The 17627-nt window shown below is 64.1% G+C and carries 15 protein-coding genes; 6 read left to right on the top strand and 9 right to left on the bottom strand.

What is annotated here, in order from left to right:
- Positions 1 to 124 precede the first annotated feature (124 nt).
- Positions 125 to 1453: an MFS transporter gene (locus tag AC5Y5W_RS21970; protein WP_500013689.1), complete on the top strand. Its 1329-nt coding sequence runs from the start codon at positions 125 to 127 to the stop codon at positions 1451 to 1453.
- A 17-nt stretch (positions 1454 to 1470) separates the two neighbouring features.
- Here the strand turns inward: AC5Y5W_RS21970 and AC5Y5W_RS21965 are convergent, their stop codons facing one another.
- A complete protein-coding gene (locus AC5Y5W_RS21965) occupies positions 1471 to 1779 on the bottom strand; it encodes a helix-turn-helix domain-containing protein (RefSeq protein WP_499890487.1) in 309 nt (102 codons plus the stop codon).
- Between the two features lie 196 nt (positions 1780 to 1975).
- Between AC5Y5W_RS21965 and AC5Y5W_RS21960 the strand changes: the two genes are divergently transcribed.
- Positions 1976 to 3544: a DUF7159 family protein gene (locus AC5Y5W_RS21960; protein WP_500013658.1), complete on the top strand. Its 1569-nt coding sequence runs from the start codon at positions 1976 to 1978 to the stop codon at positions 3542 to 3544.
- A gap of 447 nt (positions 3545 to 3991) precedes the next feature.
- Here the strand turns inward: AC5Y5W_RS21960 and AC5Y5W_RS21955 are convergent, their stop codons facing one another.
- From AC5Y5W_RS21955 to AC5Y5W_RS21935, 5 genes are all read right to left on the bottom strand, one after another.
- Positions 3992 to 4738, bottom strand: a complete 747-nt coding sequence (locus AC5Y5W_RS21955) for a hypothetical protein (RefSeq protein ID WP_500022611.1) — start codon at positions 4736 to 4738, stop codon at positions 3992 to 3994.
- Between the two features lie 20 nt (positions 4739 to 4758).
- Positions 4759 to 6336, bottom strand: coding sequence for a putative alpha/beta hydrolase (locus AC5Y5W_RS21950; protein ID WP_500022610.1), 1578 nt, complete (start codon positions 6334 to 6336; stop codon positions 4759 to 4761).
- Positions 6337 to 6368: 32 nt separating this feature from the next.
- A complete protein-coding gene (locus tag AC5Y5W_RS21945; protein ID WP_500022609.1) occupies positions 6369 to 6695 on the bottom strand; it encodes a DUF2563 family protein in 327 nt (108 codons plus the stop codon).
- A gap of 109 nt (positions 6696 to 6804) precedes the next feature.
- Positions 6805 to 7929 (bottom strand): PPE family protein, encoded by a 1125-nt coding sequence (locus tag AC5Y5W_RS21940; RefSeq protein ID WP_500022608.1) that lies wholly within the window; start codon positions 7927 to 7929, stop codon positions 6805 to 6807.
- Positions 7930 to 8709: 780 nt separating this feature from the next.
- Positions 8710 to 9468: a TVP38/TMEM64 family protein gene (locus AC5Y5W_RS21935; protein WP_500022607.1), complete on the bottom strand. Its 759-nt coding sequence runs from the start codon at positions 9466 to 9468 to the stop codon at positions 8710 to 8712.
- Positions 9469 to 9587: 119 nt separating this feature from the next.
- On the opposite strand from AC5Y5W_RS21935, the gene mutA reads away from it, so the two are divergent.
- From mutA to lipL, 4 genes are read left to right on the top strand one after another with little or no spacing between them, the layout of a single operon-like run.
- Complete coding sequence (mutA, locus tag AC5Y5W_RS21930) at positions 9588 to 11426, top strand: methylmalonyl-CoA mutase small subunit (protein WP_500022606.1); 1839 nt, start codon at positions 9588 to 9590, stop codon at positions 11424 to 11426.
- A gap of 5 nt (positions 11427 to 11431) precedes the next feature.
- Entirely contained in the window at positions 11432 to 13720 is a 2289-nt protein-coding gene (gene scpA / locus AC5Y5W_RS21925; protein ID WP_500022605.1) for a methylmalonyl-CoA mutase, read from the top strand.
- Between the two features lie 4 nt (positions 13721 to 13724).
- Complete coding sequence (gene meaB / locus AC5Y5W_RS21920; protein WP_500022604.1) at positions 13725 to 14714, top strand: methylmalonyl Co-A mutase-associated GTPase MeaB; 990 nt, start codon at positions 13725 to 13727, stop codon at positions 14712 to 14714.
- A gap of 52 nt (positions 14715 to 14766) precedes the next feature.
- Entirely contained in the window at positions 14767 to 16032 is a 1266-nt protein-coding gene (lipL, locus tag AC5Y5W_RS21915; protein ID WP_500022603.1) for an esterase/beta-lactamase LipL, read from the top strand.
- Here the strand turns inward: lipL and AC5Y5W_RS21910 are convergent.
- The 3 genes from AC5Y5W_RS21910 to AC5Y5W_RS21900 all read right to left on the bottom strand — a co-directional run bounded on the left by AC5Y5W_RS21910 (position 16029) and on the right by AC5Y5W_RS21900 (position 17467).
- Positions 16029 to 16241, bottom strand: a complete 213-nt coding sequence (locus tag AC5Y5W_RS21910; RefSeq protein ID WP_065013877.1) for a dodecin — start codon at positions 16239 to 16241, stop codon at positions 16029 to 16031. The two genes, lipL and AC5Y5W_RS21910, sit on opposite strands and share 4 nt — an antisense overlap.
- A 43-nt stretch (positions 16242 to 16284) precedes the next feature.
- Positions 16285 to 16980: a cupin domain-containing protein gene (locus tag AC5Y5W_RS21905; RefSeq protein WP_500022602.1), complete on the bottom strand. Its 696-nt coding sequence runs from the start codon at positions 16978 to 16980 to the stop codon at positions 16285 to 16287.
- Between the two features lie 151 nt (positions 16981 to 17131).
- Entirely contained in the window at positions 17132 to 17467 is a 336-nt protein-coding gene (locus AC5Y5W_RS21900; RefSeq protein ID WP_500013691.1) for a hemophore-related protein, read from the bottom strand.
- Positions 17468 to 17627 lie beyond the last annotated feature (160 nt).

The following is a 17627-nucleotide window of genomic DNA, read 5'->3' as shown; positions in this document are numbered from 1 at the left end:
ATGAATCGGGTCGTTCTGGGTACGCCATGTCCTGATGAGCACTGGACGCCGCGCGGCCGGCCGTAAACGTCGGCACAAAAGAAAATGGAAACGACGCGAGATCCGGGTCGCCGACCAGGAGGCGATGCGGCGGTCGATCGCCGGTACTGCCGTCGGGAGCTTCACGGAGTGGTACGACTTCGGCGTCTACGGCTACCTAGCAACGACGATCGCGCAGGTGTTTTACCCGACCGACAGTTCCAGCGCAGTCGGCCTCTTGGCCACCTTCGGCACGCTGGCGGCAGCTTTCCTCGTGCGCCCGCTCGGCGGGTTCATCTTCGGCCCGCTCGGCGACCGTATCGGACGCAAACAGGTGCTGGTAATCACCATCTTGCTGATGACTGCGGCCACCACGGCCACGGGGGTGCTACCGGGCTACAACGCCATCGGCATCTGGGCCCCGATCCTGCTCGTCGTCACTCGAATCCTCCAGGGCCTCTCCACCGGCGGTGACTACGTCGGCGCGATGACTTACATCGGTGAGAATGCCCCCGACCGCAAACGCGGCATGATGGCCGGATTCTTGCCGGTCGGCACGATGAGCGGGTTCGTGGTCGGAGCGGTCGTGGTGACCGGATTGCAGACTGTCCTGCCGACCGACGCGATGCTGAGTTGGGGCTGGAGAATCCCGTTTCTGGTGAGTGCCCCGCTCGCCGTCGTCGCGGTATACATGCGATGGCGCCTTGAAGAATCGCCGGACTACGAGAACAAGGATGAAAGTGAGCGGGGATCCAGCGAAGGCGCGGGGCGACAGTTCAGGCAGACGGTCGTGGAGCAATGGAAGCCACTGCTGGTCTGCATGGGTCTGGTGCTGACGTTCAGCGTCAGCAGCTACATGCTCAGTGGCTACCTGCCCACCTATCTCAAGAAGACGGCACGCGTCGATGAGACGGCCGCACTGATGATGATCCTGCTGGTGCTGGTCATCCTGCTGTCTGCCGTGGTCTTTGTCGGAAAGTTGTCCGACCACATCGGTGTCAAACCGATCATGTGGACCGGCTGCGGGTTGCTCATCGCAGTATCGATCCCGGCATTCCTGCTCATCCGATTCGGCGGCAGCTACCCGGCGGTGTTCATTGGCGTACTGCTCGTCGGGCTCATGCTGCTTTGTTTCAACGGCACCCAGCCATCCATGTTGCCGGCGCTCTTTCCAACGGATGTGCGCTACGGCGCGGTGGCGATCGGATTCAACATCTCGGTGTCGGCTTTCGGCGGCACCACCCCACTGATCGCCGAGTCGCTGATCTCCATTACCGGCAGTCAGATGGTGCCTGCTTACATGCTGATGGTCGCTGGCGTGGTCGGCGCGATCACTTTGCTCTTCACGCCCGAAATGGCCGGCAGGAGGCTGCCGGGATCCGGACCTTCGGTCGAAAACGAGCAGGAGGCGCGGGAATTGGCCGCAGACGTGTAGTGCCCCGGGTGTTGCGGTTAAACCGGCGGTTTGGTGGGGTCCGGGCGAAGATCACGTAGTCGGGGCAGGTCGGGATCTGACTGCACGTACTCGGTGACCGCCTCGGGTTCGATCAACCCGTAGCGGACCTGCAAGTCGACTGGATTCAGGCCGAAGTATCGGGCCACCTTGATCAGGTTGTCGGCGCTGATCAGCCTGTTCTCGCGTGCCGCCTTGTAGTACGCGGACTTGCGGTAGCCGAAGGCCTCATAGACTTCGGTCGCGGCCAGCGGTCTGCCGACCAGATAGGGCAGCACCACCGCAGGATCCTTGTCGCGGTCATCCATGATCTTGAACTTTAATACTCGGCATGGAGTTGTTGTCCCTCCGCCATGCAGAGCTGGCGACCCGGTTGGCGGGCGCGTGTTATGGACGGCGCGCGCCGTCTTGAGGTAGTGGGGCATCAAGCTATGGTGGTAGCCGGCGGTTTTACGCGCCGTCATCCGAGGACCGCCAAGCTAGCAAACCAGCGGGGGAGGATCAGTGGACATCGTCATGGGTATGTCGATGGCGCCCGAGACGGTCCGCATGGTGCTGGTCGAGGGCGAAAACGCCGACGGGCTGACCGTCGATGAGGACGACTTCGATGTAGCCACCGTCGATGACTCGGCGAACTCTGGCGCGGCCGATCAAGTGATCGCCGCCATCCTGGGCACCCGGGAGAGCGCGGCCGAAGGCGACCACCACCTCGCGTCGACCGGAGTGACGTGGACGGATCCGGTGGAAGCCGCGGCACTGCGCGACGCGCTGGCCGCCCACAAAGTCGAGAACGTCATGTTGGTCTCGGCCTTCTTGGCCGCCGCCGCTCTGGCTCAGACCGCCGGCAGCGCTGTCGGGTATGCGCATACCGGGCTGCTGTTCCTCGAGCCAGATACTGCGACGTTGGCTATTGTCGACACCGCTGACGGCTCAATCGTCGATGTACGCCGACAGCCAATGCACAGCGCCGACGCGCCCACCGCGTTGGCCGAGATGATGGACGGGCTCGACACCCTGAATGGGCGGCCGGACGGGGTTTTCGTCGTCGGCTGCGGTGTCGACGTCACAGCGATCAGGCCCCAGTTGGAGACGGCGACGGCACTTCCGGTGAGTGGTCCAGAAGATCCCGAGACGGCGCTGGCGCGCGGGGCGGCATTAGCGTCGGCCAATTCGCTGCTGTTCTCGTCATCGACCACGGCATTGGCCTATTCGCAAGTGCATGACTGGACGACGGCTGAGCGAATCGACGTCTCCGCCGACACCGGCCGGACCGAAATTCGTGCATACAGCATCGCGGCGGACGACGACGCTTTCGCCGGCGAAGATGCCGAGCTCAACGCTGACGAGAACGACTACGGACGCAGGCCGTTCCTGGTGGCGCTCAGCGTCATGATGGTCTTCTTCGCCGGGATCCTGGCACTGGTCGTTTCGCTGGCTGTTGCCGTGCGCCCGGCGGTCAGTCAGCAGCCAAGCCCGGGCGGAAATCTCGTTGTGCCGGCTGAGCAGGTCCCGGCGCCTCCGCCAGCGTCGCTGAACAAAATCGAGCCGCCAGTGCGCGAGGCGCAGCCACTACCTGGAAACGCGCCGATCCCGGATGCGATACCGGCGGTTCCGGCACCCGCCCCGGAGGCTTCCGCCCCGGCGCCCGTTCATGTGCCCGCTGCCTCCGTCCCCGCTCCGCAGGCCCCGGCGCCCGCGCCCGAGGCCCCGGCGCCTGCCCCCGATGCGCTGGCTCCTGTTCCGGCGGCGCCGGCGCCTGCGCCCGCGGCTCCTGCACCTGTGCCGATAGCTCCGGTGCCGGTACCGGTGCCGGTGCCGATGGCGCCGCTCGCTCCCCGGCTACCGCCAATCTTCCATCCGCCGGTACAGAGCCCGCCGTCGCAGCGCCTACCGCAGCGTCCGGCCTGGCGGCCCGGCGGTGGTTCGCGAAACCGGGGCGGGTGGCAGCCCGGCGGTGGTAATCGCGGCGGTGGTGGCGGCATCGGAATCGGTGGCGGCCACGGTGGCTTTGGCGGTGGTCACGGCGGCTTCGGCGGTGGTTTTGGAGGTGGCGGGCACGGCAGAGGCCGCTGACCCTACGCGGTTCCGCCCGCGATCATTGCATTCGGATTCGCCGAAATTTGCGCACTAAAGCGGGGCGGCGGCCGGACAGATCGTGTGGTCCTGGCGGCGGCGGTCACCCTCGACCTAGCACGTTCGTCACGGCGTTTCGCGATCTGCATCACCAACCATGCCAGACCTCACCAGACCCAGCAGCCCCTGCAGTCGCTGGCCTAAGGATTACTGCCTTCTCAACCTCGATAGCGCATGCGATATCGCTCAAGAGGCGACCGCTCTAGATATCACATACGCTATCGCTTTCAAGCAAGAGGTCATGGACGGCCCGGGCCGGTGCTGGTGTGATTGCCGGTAGCCCAGTGGCCAGCGAGGCCAAACCAGCTGTCGGCTCACACTCGAGGGGTTCTGACGAGGTCAAGTCCCACTATTCTGGGCAAGGCCTAACGACAGTCTTTTGGACCCCTATGGGTATCTCTTCTGGTGGCGAGGGTGCGCCCGGTACTCCATCGATTGCTTGCGCCGCAATGGCCACCGCTTGCCTGCCCAATATGCGCTCAAATAGAGAACACTAAATGTTCCTATGCTGACGATTGAGATGATGTAGAACTGCAGCCGCTGTCCGCGCGCAACCGAATAACCCCAGCTTCCGTCGCCATATCCGTACCCGGCAGCTATTATTACAAACGCAGACGCCGCAACGGGTGCCATCAATGACGGTTTGTCTTCTGATTTCACGATCACGCAAAGAATGCATATAAGTAGAGTGAATATCAATAGCCACCATGACTTCTTTGCGGTGGCAATTCCCCCGTAAGAATCAGGAGCCGGATCATAGTCAGGGTCATTACGGTGAAGCGAAGGGCTACCTTTGGATGCGGGGTCAGGTAGGGCATCAGAGACGTGAAACGCATAAACTTTGTCGTGAACCTTGATATACGGTGTGAAAGCGTAAGCAGTGACTAGCATCCAAACCACTCCGAACAGCGAAACGCCTATGCCCAGCTTCCAATCAGGAATCGAAGCAAGGAATGCGCAAATTACCGCCGACGCTGTGCCGCCCCAATAGACGCGCCTTTCCCAGCTTCGGCCGCGCTGCAAAAAGAGCTGCGGCAGCACGGCCACGGCCAATGAAGCCAGTGTTGCGATAAAGAAGATTAGGGTAGTTGGTTGGTCAAGCGAAGGCGACGATGCCACTTCAGCTGCCTGCATCCGGGTTATTCCTATCATCGCTAATTCGTAAGCCACTTATAGCCATGCTCAGCCAACCATTCGCCGCCGAATGCGCCGCCGGCGCCACCAGCTAATGCAAACAAAAACGCGCCGGGTGGACCTCCGACCATCGCGCCGACTGGGCCGAGCGCTTCAGCGCCGGCCCACATGCCAGCAAAACCGCCGGCGGCTTTTACTCCGACCTCCACGGGCGACTTATGCTCTCCAAATATCTCATAGGCCGCTGTCCCGAGTTCGAGGACACTGCCGACGGCGCCAATCCGGCCGCCAAGCTTTCGCAAGGATTCAACGTCTTGAGCGTTATAGGCAGCCGCCTCTGGGGTCCAGTGCCTGCCGTGATCCTCCACTAACCCGGCATATCTTTCAATACTTTTTTCCCCAGCTTCGAATGGCTTACTGCCTGCTGCTGCAGCTTCCACGTATTCCTTGGGAATCTTTCCGTGCGACAAATCCTCCGCCACTTTGCAGGCGCCGTCCGGCGTCATGCCCGCTTGCTGGAGCTGCGCCTGTAGGTTCACTAGCGCATTGGCACGGTCCGTTGCTTCCATCTCATCCATCAGCTGGGTCGCTTGGTCCGGTGTCATCATATTTTGGTGCCAAGACAAATTGCCGTTCTCTAAATCTTGCTGCAATTTGAGTCTGGCCTGTGCCCGGGTCCGGGCATCGCCCCCGAGAACCGGATCTTTGGCCGCCACCGGACCGGTCGAATGGAGCACGTTGTAATCATCGAGACGCTCACCGGCCAGCCGTCGCGCTTGAGCGCGATCATGCACATCAACCGCGTTTCTGCCCGGGTCGTTGATCGATGGATCAGTAATGATCTTGTAGTCGCGCAGCCGAGCTTCGGCATCGGCCTCTTCTTGGCTGAAGTGCCCAGGCTGTCCTATGCCAGTCAGTGAGTCGCTGCGTCCCTCCGCCTTCGCCTTGTCGACCAACGCTTGATCCCGGGCTCGTTGTCCAGACTGGTCATATTGGCGGGCGGCGTCAGCTGGCGCATCACCGGGTACTCCGTCCACGTTGTCGAGCACATCGGGGACATATCCGGAAGCCATCATTGCCGCTTCTGCGCTGCGTAGTTGCGCTGCGTAGGCGCCACGGATCTCTTCTACATGGCCGAGCGCTGCTCTGACCGTACCGACGGCCTGGGCGTGGAGCCCGCCGGTATCCTCGTCGTTCGCTTTTGCAGCAGACATCTGGTTGTCAATTTCCTGCAATTGGGAATTGGTTCCTGCGATTGTGGCTTCGCTGTCGCGCTGCGCAATGGCCAGGGATGCAGCTGCCTCCTCCAACGCTGCCGCAATTCGCGGAAGTGCTTCCTTGTGCTCGCCCAGAGCGTCGGTTACGCGCCGCACCTCCGCTGAATCGTTGATTGGGTGCTCAGTGTCGTTGCGCTTATACGCATCTTTGAACTTCTGCTTGGCCTTATCGAAGTCGTCGTCGGCTTCCTTGACGTGGTTGCCGGACCGATGAAACGCGTCGGCAAGGTCGTTGATGGCGCCGGCATTACCGGCCTGCAGTTCGTCGTCAAGTTTCCAGGGGTCGCCGCCGGCGGCCCCACATAGCTCACTCACGTCCAAGTTGGTGAGGCTTGGCCATCCCACCGTCGGGCCTAGTCGAGCTCGCCAGCAGCTGAGTCGATCGCGTTCGCACCAGACTCGTCCGTGGCGGTGAATGCCTGAGCTGCCTCGGAAGTCTTATCCGATACGTCGTTTAACGACGCGTGATGGCCGTGTAGCTCATCCTGGTGTCGCTGATGCGCGGCGCTGAGCTTGCCGTGAAACTGCTGCGCCTCGGCAAAATCACCGAAAATGCCCGACGCAACGTGTGAACCAGCGAGCTCCTCTGCAGCTCTGCGCGCCGAATCGGCGGCGTCGCGAGATCTAGTGCTACCAGCGTTCAGATGCGCCGTGTCGACTTCGATCTTCTCCGCGTTCATAGCCGCAATCTACCTATTTACCAGCACGTTCGGCAAGGAACGACGTCTGCACGAGCAATCATCGGGCGACTGCTCTGGCGGTGGTCGCGGATACCCTGCCCCCGCCCCGTCATCCACCCACAGGCCACTGCGGAACCATGTTGGGGCGCAACAGGAATCGGCCAGCATCGGCAACGCGCGCGGCACCGCGTCCGGTCATCGGCCCCATCGGCATCAGTGGTACGCCTGCGGGCGCAACAACCGGCGAAGCGCTCGAACCGACGCTTGCCGTCGTCAGGACAACCGGGCTGCTGACCGGCGACGCCGCCGCCCAACTCTGCGGTACCGACAACGCACCGACCGAGGCACCCCGGCCCGCAGCCGCCGACATCGCACCGGCGCTCAGGCCTGGTAATCCCGCTGACCCCGACGCACCCGCCGCTGAGGACAGCGTCTGAACACCGGCGCCTCCTGCCGCGCCGGCGATGTTCGCCGTCCTGGCCAGGCCGGCCGCGCCGACGAGGAAACTCAACGTTGACGCCACCGTTCTGGTATGGCCGCTCAGCGAATCCAGGATCGACTGAGCCGGTTCCAGCGGCGACGACGGCGATGCGAGCCCCTGCAGCGCTCTGGGAATCACCGACGTCGACAAAATTTTCTGCGCCTGTGTGCCAGCGGATTGACCAACGGCTTTGGCAACTGCAGCGCCCTGACGGGCCGCACCGGTCGGGTCCGCGCTGGGAGGCGCGGGGGTGAACGGCGTGACCATCGACGCCGTCGCGGAGCCTGCGGCATACCCGTACATCGCTGCGGCGTCTTGGGCCCACATCTGGCCGTAGTGAAACTCGGTGGCCGCAATCGCCGGAGTGTTTTGGCCCAGAACGTTTGTCGACACCAACGACATCAGCAGCGCGCGATTGGCGGCAATCACCGGCGGAGGCACCGTCATCGCCCGCGCCGTCTCGTAGACGCCCGCCGCAGCCCTGGCCTGAGACGCCGACTGCTCTGCTTGCCCGGCGGTGGTGTGTAACCACGCGATAAACGGTGCGACGGCGGCTGCCATCGACACCGACGCCGGCCCCAACCAGGGCCCGCTGCTCAGTTGTGAGATCACGGACTGGTAGCTCGCGGCGGTGGTATGCAGCTCGGCGGCCAGCCCGTCCCAGGCCATCGCAGCCGCCAGCATCGGCCCTGAGCCCGGACCGGAATACATGCGTGCGGAATTGATTTCCGGTGGCAACAGTCCAAAATCCATCTCTACCACCCTGTTTCAGCCGGTCGAGAACGGGCGGGTAGTCGTTTCCTTACCAATGCTGACGAAAGACATGAGTTCTCCTGGAAAGTCGTTAGGAAAGTGGGTCTCGCCGACTCGTCGTGTTGACGTGTGCCTATACGCAGGCCGACGCGTGTGACCGGTCGCTACAGATGCGCACCGGACCATATGAGTCAGTTCTCACCGGCCGTTGTGCGATAACAACGGCTCGGCTCGAACCGATCAGCAACGGTTGATACAGAGCTGGGTCAAGAGTTGTTGGCCTGCAAGAAAGGTGGCAGGCGCATGCGTGCCAGTCCCACTGGACCGGTATGCGAGCGTGGGTGAAGGAGCGGGCGCAGACGACCATCGCGATAGCGGCCACCAACGTAGCCGCGGCGCTACCGCATGGTGCAGTCCCAAAGTGGCAGATGCCTTTTGGCTTGCCGGCGACGAGTCGTCATCGACGTCGGCGCGTTGAACGTCGTCTGCGGTCAGTGATACCAACACCGGAGGCGATGGGGAAGACATCGCAACCTCGAATCGGACCAACCCGTATCCGAGTACGCCAACCAGCACACACGTCGCGACAATGAGTGCAACGGCCGACCGCAGCCCTGGCGGCCTGGGTCCGTCGCGAAACCTCATAGTCATTCAAAACTATCAGGGCAGATGCCCCATGGGCGGTCTCGCGCGCTCCGGTCAAATCAAATACATAGAGAGTTCGCGGAGCCTGCACCGCGGCCCAGTCATGCAGCGCTCCCTGGAACAGAGCCGGCGAATTCAGCGTGCTTTGGTTGCGGCACAAGTCTTTTGCTCGGCTCCAGACGTGGAGTGATGCCGCCGATGGTGGCGTACCTCGTAGCTCAACAGCGCCGCGCCGACCAAGCCCGTGCACAGCGACACCAAAAACAGCAGCGGGCTGAGGTGGCCGGTGAGCGCGTCGCCCAGGATCACGACCGCGGCGGTCCCGGGAAACAAACCCGCAACCGTCGCCAGCGTGTACGGCATCACCCGCACCGCTGACGCGCTGACGGCGTAGTTGAGCACCGAGAAGGGCACCGCGGGAATCAGCCGCAGCGACACCACCGCCACCCAGCCACGCTCGCGCAGGCGGGCATCCAGCGTTTCGACGGCCTGATGACGCACCAGACGGCTCAGCTGCCAACCGGCCGCGCGCACCAACGCCAACGCAATCACTGCGCTGGCCGTACTGGCCACCACCGCGATCGCCACCCCCAGCGCCGGCCCGAACAACAGCCCGGCGGCCAGGGTGAAGGCGGTCCGCGGAAACGGCAATACCGTCACCACGATGTGGGCGGCCAGAAACGCCAGCGGGAACCACGGACCAACGGACGTCGCCCAGTCGCGCAGCTGCACCGCCGTGGGCAGCGGCACCAGCAATGCCACCGCCACCAAGCCGGCTACTGCCGTCGCGATCACGACGACCCGTCGTCTGGGCACCTGCCGCGCGGTGGCGACGACGGAGGAAGCCACGCCGCGCAGCACATCAACGATTTTGCTGGTCGCGCGAGCCGTCACAGCTCAAGACTACGGGCGGTCGCCCTCGGTTTCCGGGGGCCGACCGGTATCAATTAGCCTGGTTATCAAGTGACAACCCCCGCGGAGGGGGCCACATGCTGCAACAACAGGAGCCACCGGTGTCTCTCGATGTGTCTGCCGAGCCCGCCGACCTCGGACAGGGCCGGGCGAAATGGCGCACGGCGGTGGCCGGGGTGCTGGCCAAGAGCATGCGGCGCGACGCCGAGGAGTTCGGCGCCGAGCCGGAGCGGCAGCTGGACACCCCGACGTATGAGGGCTTCGCCATCCGCCCGCTGTACACCGCGTTCGATGCGCTGCCGGAAGCGTCTCTGCCTGGCGAATGGCCCTATCTTCGCGGCGGCGACGCGCTGCGCGATGTCAATTCGGGCTGGAAGGTCGTCGAGGCATTCCCCGCCAACGGCGCCGACGGCAACGCCGCTGTGCTGGCCGCGCTCACCGACGGGGCCAGCGCGCTGCTACTTCATGTCGGCCAGGACGGTGTACCGCCGGAACAGCTCGAGCAGTTGCTCGCCGGGGTCTACCTCGAGCTGGCGCCGATAATCCTCGATGCCGGCGCGGACTACACCGCCGCTGCTGATCGCCTGCTGACGTTAGCTGCCCACTCGGACAAACCGGCGACGCTTTCGATCGACCTGGGTGCCGACCCACTGACTGCCCCGCTGAGCGGCCGGGCATCCGCATCGCTCGATGAGGTGGTCGCGCTCGCCAAGCGGGTCACTGACAGCCAGGGCGTACGGGCGATCACTGTCGACGGCCCGGCGTTCCACAACCTGGGTGCCAACGCAGGCTGGGAACTGGCCGGCACCATCGCCGCGGCGGTGGCGTATCTGCGGGTACTCGAAGAGTCGGGTCTATCGGTCGCAAAAGCGCTGCCGCAGATCAGTTTCCGGTTCGCAGCCGATGACGACCAATTCATGACGACCGCGAAATTCCGTGCCGCCCGCCAACTCTGGGCGCGCGTCGCCGAGGTTACCGGCGCCCCAGCGGCCGGAGCGGCCACCATCCACGCCGAGACATCGCTACCGATGATGACTCAGCGCGATCCATGGGTGAACATGCTGCGCACCACCCTTGCCGCGTTCGGTGCGGGCGTCGGTGGAGCCGACACCGTGCTGGTCCTACAGTTCGACGTGGCCATCCCCGGCGGCTTCCCGGGCATGGCGACGAGCTTCTCGCGGCGCATCGCGCGCAACACCCAATTGCTGCTGCTCGAAGAGTCACACATCGGGCGGGTACTGGACCCCGCCGGCGGGTCGTGGTTCGTCGAGGACCTCACCGAGCAGTTGGCGCAGCAGGCGTGGCAACATTTCCAAGCCATCGAGCATCGCGGTGGATTTGTCGATGCCCGCGACTATGTGGCCGATCAGATCGCCGAGATCGCCGGGCGCCGCGCCGACGACATTGCGCACCGGCGCACCGCCATCACCGGCGTCAATGAATACCCGAACCTCACCGAACCACCGTTGCCGCAATCAGATTCATCAGTGGCTATCAAACGATACGCAGCGGCGTTCGAGGGGTTGCGGAACCGTTCGGATGCTTACCTGGAACGCACCGAAGAGCGCCCCCGGGTGCTGTTGCTGCCGCTGGGGCCGCTGGCCGAGCACAACATCCGAACCACCTTCGCGGCTAACCTGTTGGCGTCCGGCGGTATCGAAGCGGTCAACCCAGGCCCACTCGACGCCGCCGGCATCGCTCAGGCCGTGTCCGCCAACGGTTCTCCGTCGTTGGCAATCATCTGCGGCACCGACAAGCGCTACGCAGCCGAGGCCGAGGGGGCCGTCGAGGCTGCACGTAGCGCCGGGGTAGAGCGCGTTTATCTGGCTGGGCCGGAAAGGGCCATGGGGGAGGCCCAACACCGACCCGATGACTACCTGACCGCCAAGATCGATGCGGTCGAGGCTTTGTCGAATTTGCTGACTCGGTTGGGAGCCTAGCCACCATGACCGTCCACGATGTCGCCGGTCGGCCGGCTCCCGAAACCGCTTCCGCTGTCGGTAGCTTTGCCGACGTTCCGCTGCACGGCGAGCGTGCCGCCGAGCCTGCCACCGAAGCAGCGGTCACCGAGCATGTCGCCGCCGCCGCGTCGGCGCACGGGTATTCCCCGGACCAGTTGGATTGGCACACGCCGGAAGGCATCGTGGTCAAACCGGTTTACATCGCCGCTGACCGTGACGCGGCGGTTGCCGAGGGCTACCCGCTGGACGGCTTCCCCGGCGAACCGCCGTATGTGCGCGGGCCCTATCCGACGATGTATGTCAATCAGCCGTGGACCATCCGGCAGTACGCCGGCTTCTCCACCGCCGCAGATTCCAACGCCTTTTATCGCCGCAACCTGGCCGCCGGCCAGAAGGGCCTGTCGGTGGCGTTCGATTTGGCCACTCACCGCGGCTACGACTCCGACCACCCACGGGTGCAGGGCGATGTCGGAATGGCGGGTGTGGCAATCGATTCCATCCTCGACATGCGGCAACTGTTTGACGGAATCGACCTCTCGGCGGTCAGCGTGTCGATGACGATGAACGGCGCGGTGCTGCCGATTCTTGCGCTCTATGTGGTGGCCGCCGAGGAGCAGGGGGTGTCGCCGGAAAAACTGGCCGGCACCATCCAGAACGACATTCTCAAAGAATTCATGGTGCGCAACACCTACATCTATCCGCCCAAGCCGTCGATGCGGATCATCTCCGACATCTTCGGCTACACCAGCGCGAAGATGCCTAAGTTCAACTCGATCTCGATTTCCGGCTACCACATCCAAGAAGCGGGCGCCACAGCCGATTTGGAATTGGCCTACACACTGGCCGATGGGGTGGACTACATCAAAGCCGGGCTGGACGCCGGCCTCAGTATCGACCAGTTCGCACCGCGGCTGTCGTTCTTCTGGGGCATCGGGATGAACTTCTTCATGGAAGTCGCCAAACTGCGCGCCGGCCGGCTGCTGTGGAGCGAGCTCGTCGCCCAATTCAACCCGAAGAACCCGAAATCGCTGTCACTGCGCACACATTCGCAGACGTCAGGCTGGTCGTTGACCGCCCAGGACGCGTTCAACAACGTCGCCCGCACCTGCATCGAGGCGATGGCCGCCACCCAGGGGCACACCCAATCGCTGCACACCAATGCGCTCGACGAGGCGTTGGCCCTGCCCACCGATTTTTCCGCCCGCATCGCGCGCAATACCCAGTTGGTTCTCCAACAGGAGTCGGGAACCACCCGGCCGATCGACCCGTGGGCCGGCTCGTATTACGTCGAGTGGCTGACCTACCAGTTGGCCCAACGCGCCCGTGCGCACATCGCCGAGGTGCAAGAGCATGGCGGAATGGCCCAAGCCATCGACGATGGCATCCCCAAGCTGCGTATCGAGGAGGCTGCCGCGCGCACGCAGGCGCGCATCGACTCCGGGCGGCAGCCGGTGATCGGCGTCAACAAGTACCAGGTCGACGAGGACCACGAGATCGAGGTGCTCAAGGTCGAGAACAGCCGGGTGCGTAGCGAGCAACTCGCCAAACTGCAGGAGCTGCGGGCAAATCGGGACCAGGGCGCCGTCGAGCATGCGCTGGCCGAGCTCAGCCGCGCCGCCGGCGAGCACGGGCCTGCCGGCGAGGACGGGCTGGGCAATAACCTGATGGCGCTGGCGATCAACGCGGCCCGGGCTAAGGCCACCGTCGGGGAGATCTCCGATGCGCTGGAGAAGGTGTACGGACGTCATCAGGCCGAGATCCGTACCATCGCCGGGGTTTACCGCGACGAGGCGGGAGGAGACGGAGATATTACCCCGCTTTCCAAAGCCACCGAGCTGGTGGAGAAGTTCGCCGAGGCCGACGGTCGACGTCCGCGCATCCTGGTGGCAAAGATGGGCCAGGACGGCCACGATCGCGGGCAGAAGGTAATCGCAACAGCGTTCGCCGACATCGGCTTTGACGTCGACGTGGGTTCGCTGTTCTCAACTCCGGACGAGGTGGCCCGCCAGGCCGCCGACAACGACGTGCACGTCATCGGGGTGTCGTCGCTGGCGGCCGGTCACTTGACGCTGGTGCCGGCGCTGCGCGATGCGCTGGCCGACGTAGGCCGGCCCGACATTATGATCGTGGTGGGCGGCGTCATCCCGCCGGGCGACTTCGACGAGCTCTACGCAGCCGGAGCCACCGCCATTTTCCCGCCCGGAACCGTCATCGCCGACGCCGCGATCGGCTTGCTGCACAAGCTGGCCGAGCGGCTGGGGTACACCCTTTAACTCAATGGCAACCGAGAACGGCGACAGCGTCGACGAACTCGCCGCCGCTGTCCGCAGCGGCGATCGTGCGGCCCTGCCGCGGGCCATCACGTTGGTGGAGTCCACCCGGGCCGACCACCGCGACCAGGCGCAACAACTGCTGCTGGCGCTGATGCCGGAAGCCGGACGGGCCCACCACGTCGGCATCACCGGGGTCCCCGGGGTAGGCAAGTCGACGGCGATCGAGGCGCTCGGCATGTATTTGATCGGGCAGGGTCATCGGGTGGCGGTACTGGCGGTGGATCCGTCATCGACCCGCACCGGCGGATCGATCCTCGGCGACAAGACCCGGATGGCGCGGCTGGCAGTGCATCCCGACGCCTACATCCGACCGTCGCCGACCTCGGGCACCCTGGGCGGAGTAGCCAAGGCCACCCGGGAAACCATTGTGTTGCTGGAGGCCGCCGGGTTCGACGTGATCCTGATCGAGACGGTCGGAGTCGGCCAATCCGAAGTAGCGGTCGCCCACATGGTCGATACCTTCGTCTTCTTGACGTTGGCCCGCACCGGGGATCAGTTGCAGGGCATCAAGAAAGGTGTGCTGGAGCTGGCCGACATCGTCGTGGTGAACAAGGCCGACGGCGAACATCTGCCCGAGGCTCGATCCGCCGCACGCGAGCTGTCCGGGGCGATCCGGTTGATCTATCCGCGCGAGACGCTCTGGCGACCGCCGGTTCTCACGATGAGCGCATTGGAGGGGACCGGCCTGCCTGAGCTATGGGACACGGTCGAACGTCATCGGCAGGTGCTGACTGACGCCGGCGAGTTCGATGCGCGCCGTCGCGCCCAGCAGGTCGACTGGACCTGGCAGATGGTCCGCGACACGGTGCTGGACCGGGTGTTGGCCAATCCGGCGGTCCGCAAGATCCGCGCCGAGGTGGAGCGCCAGGTCATCGCCGGGGAATTAACCCCCGCGTTGGCCGCTCAGCAAATACTCAAGGTTGCATCAGGCTAACGGAAAGGTAACTTCAGTCTTGTTTGCGGATGACGTCGGTAAATTCGAAGATGTGAGGCTCGAAGTCGTGGGCAACCGGCGGTCGGTACTTCCGCGCCGGGTACACGGAGCCGCTGATCCACACTTTGCCTGCGCTATCCGCAGCTTTGCCAGCATGTTCCCTGGGGGCCGGTTCGGTGGCGGGGCGCTGGCGGTGTATCTCGACGGCGAGCCGGTCGTCGATGTGTGGACCGGGTGCGCGGACCGGCGCGGACGGGTGCCATGGACAGCGGATACCGCTCCGATGGTGTTCTCGGCAACCAAGGGCATGGCCTCCACCGTCATCCACCGCTTGGCCGACCGGGGCCTGATCGCCTACGACGCTCCCGTTGCCGAGTACTGGCCGGAGTTCGGCGCCAACGGTAAGGCCGATATTACCGTTCGTCAGGTCATGCGGCACCGGGCCGGCTTGTCAGCACTGCACGGCGCCAGTACACAAGACTTGCTGGATCACGCGGTGATGGAAGAGCGGATGGCAGCGGCGCCGGCCGGGAAGCTCCTGGGCAAACCTGCGTACCACGCGCTGACTTACGGTTGGCTGATGTCGGGGCTGGCCCGGGCGGTCACCGGCAAGGGCATGCGCGAGCTGTTCCGCCAGGAGTTGGCCGAGCCGCTGAATACTGACGGCCTGCACTTGGGCCGGCCTCCGGCCGACGCACCGACGCGTTCCGCGCAGATCATTACGCCGCAAAGCTCCATCCCCAACCCGCTGTTCAACGTGGTGGCCCCCAGGATCGCCGCGCTGCAGATGTCGGCCGGATTCGGCGCCATGTATTTCCCGGGAATGAGAGCTGTTGTGCAGGGCGAGATTCCGTTCCTCGACGGCGAGCTGCCAGCGGTGAACGGCGTGGTGACTGCGCGTGCCCTGGCGAAGATGTACGGGGCGATCGCCAACGGCGGCGAGATCGATGGCACTCGATTCCTGTCCCGCGAGTTGGTGGCCGGCCTCACCGGGCGGCCGAGTCTGCGTCCAGACCGGAACATCTTTGTGCCGCTGGGTTTCCACCTCGGATATCACCAGGTGCCGTTCAATCTGATGCCAGGCTTCGGCCACGTCGGGCTGGGCGGTTCGCTGGGATGGGCCGATCCGGCGAGTGGGTTGGCATTCGGTTTCGTGCACAACCGACTGCTGTCGCCGTTTGTGGTGGTGGATCACGCCGGATTCGTCGCGACGGGCACCATGCTGCGGCACGGCGCTGCTGAGGCCCGCAAAAACGGGTTCGAGCGGGTAACAGACTTCGGGGCGCCCTTCTCAGAGCCCGGAGCTGTTGCGGGCTAGGCGTCTTCGAGCCGGAAGCCGACTTTCATCGTCACCTGGTAGTGCGCGACGGCTCCATTCTCGAGGTGGCCGCGCACCGACTGCACCTCAAACCAGTCGAGGTTGCGGGTGGTCTCCGCTGCGCGGGCCAGTCCGTTGCGGATCGCAGCGTCGACGCTCTCGGAGGAAGTTCCGACTATCTCGATCACGCGGTAGGTGTGGTTGCTCATCGGCTTCCCCTATTTCTCGGTCGGGCTTGAACGGGACGATGCGTCAAGACGTTCGCCGGGTGATGGTGATCGACTTATCGATCTTCTTGAATGCCGTGAAAGTCGTTGCAGGCACGCCGAAGACAGTGGCGAGGACCTCGGGTGGAAGATTGCTGATCGAGGCGCCAATGCCGATATCGTCTTTACCTTCTTGTGTGCTGGCGTTGAAGACGATGACCAGATTCAGGTCGTCGCTGCCCTTGTTCTCGAAGTAGTGCAGCGAGCCTTGCGGCGCGAAAATCACGTCGCCGGGCTGAGCGTCGAAGGTTTCGCTGTGTCCGAGCGGATCGAGTAGGGTCCAGGTGGCGGCCCCGCTGATGATCACGCTGATTTCCCATGCGCTGGGATGCCAGTGTGGTTCCCGGACGCCTCCGGGTTGCAGCGTCACAAAAACGACGCTGGCCTGCTGTCCGGTGAGGATCGGGAAGTTCTCCTCGTGGGCCTGGCGCAGAAAGCCGCCGTCAAATGTGGTGGGGGACAGGGCACCCAACCGAAATAAGTGCGATTGCGAAGTGTTCAGTTCGGCGGGAATCCGCGGATCGCCGAACCGGGCAGGGTCATCGGTTATCGAATCGTCCGTGGGTCCCTCGCGGAAGCTGGGGGCATTGCCGGACAGTGCGCGGTCGACACCGACCCCGCCGACTGCCGCAGCGCCGGCCAAGCCGGCGCTGCCCAGCATGACTCGTCTCTTGATAGGCATATGCCCATGCTATGGGCCGCGAAACTACCTTGGGGGGTCCTTGCCTTCCAACGAATGACGCGACGCCCCGGCACGGGACGTCGCGTCATCGCTGAGGTCATCAGCACCTGGCAGCGGGATGGGCACAAGCAAGAAGCGCGTGCCTGTCCGCTCAGTAGTTGTTGCAGGTGCTGAAGACTTGGGTGAGAAGGGGAATGTACTGCTGAGCCTGTGGCGAGTTCTGAACCATCTTGGCGTACTTCAAGCGCTGGGGCGGCGGCGCGGCAAGGAACATCCGCACCTGATTCTGCAGCTGCGGATTACTGTTGAACTGCTCTGCAGTTGCTGGATCTTGCGCATTGAGCGCTGCTGCCGCTTGATCGTACGTGCAGGTGGTGTTGACGAAGACATCTAGATTGGGATCCGCGGATGCGACCCCCGCCCCAGCAGTCAACGCCAGTGCCAGACCGCCGGCTGCGATAGCCGATCTGGTCAACGACAGTTTGATCATGTGTGGCTTCCTCCCATTGATTGCGCCCTGATTGCACCGACTCTAACCGTCCAGTTCACATTCTGCCCGACCTTTTCGTAGCCCCCCAAACCGCCCACCACGCCGAGGACGGGGACCACAATCGGCCGGCGGTCAGCACTTAGCAGACCTTACCAAC

This window comes from Mycobacterium sp. NGS51 (assembly GCF_059812525.1).
Note: the sequence above shows the minus strand (reverse complement) of the source record. Positions and strands in the feature narration are given on the sequence as shown.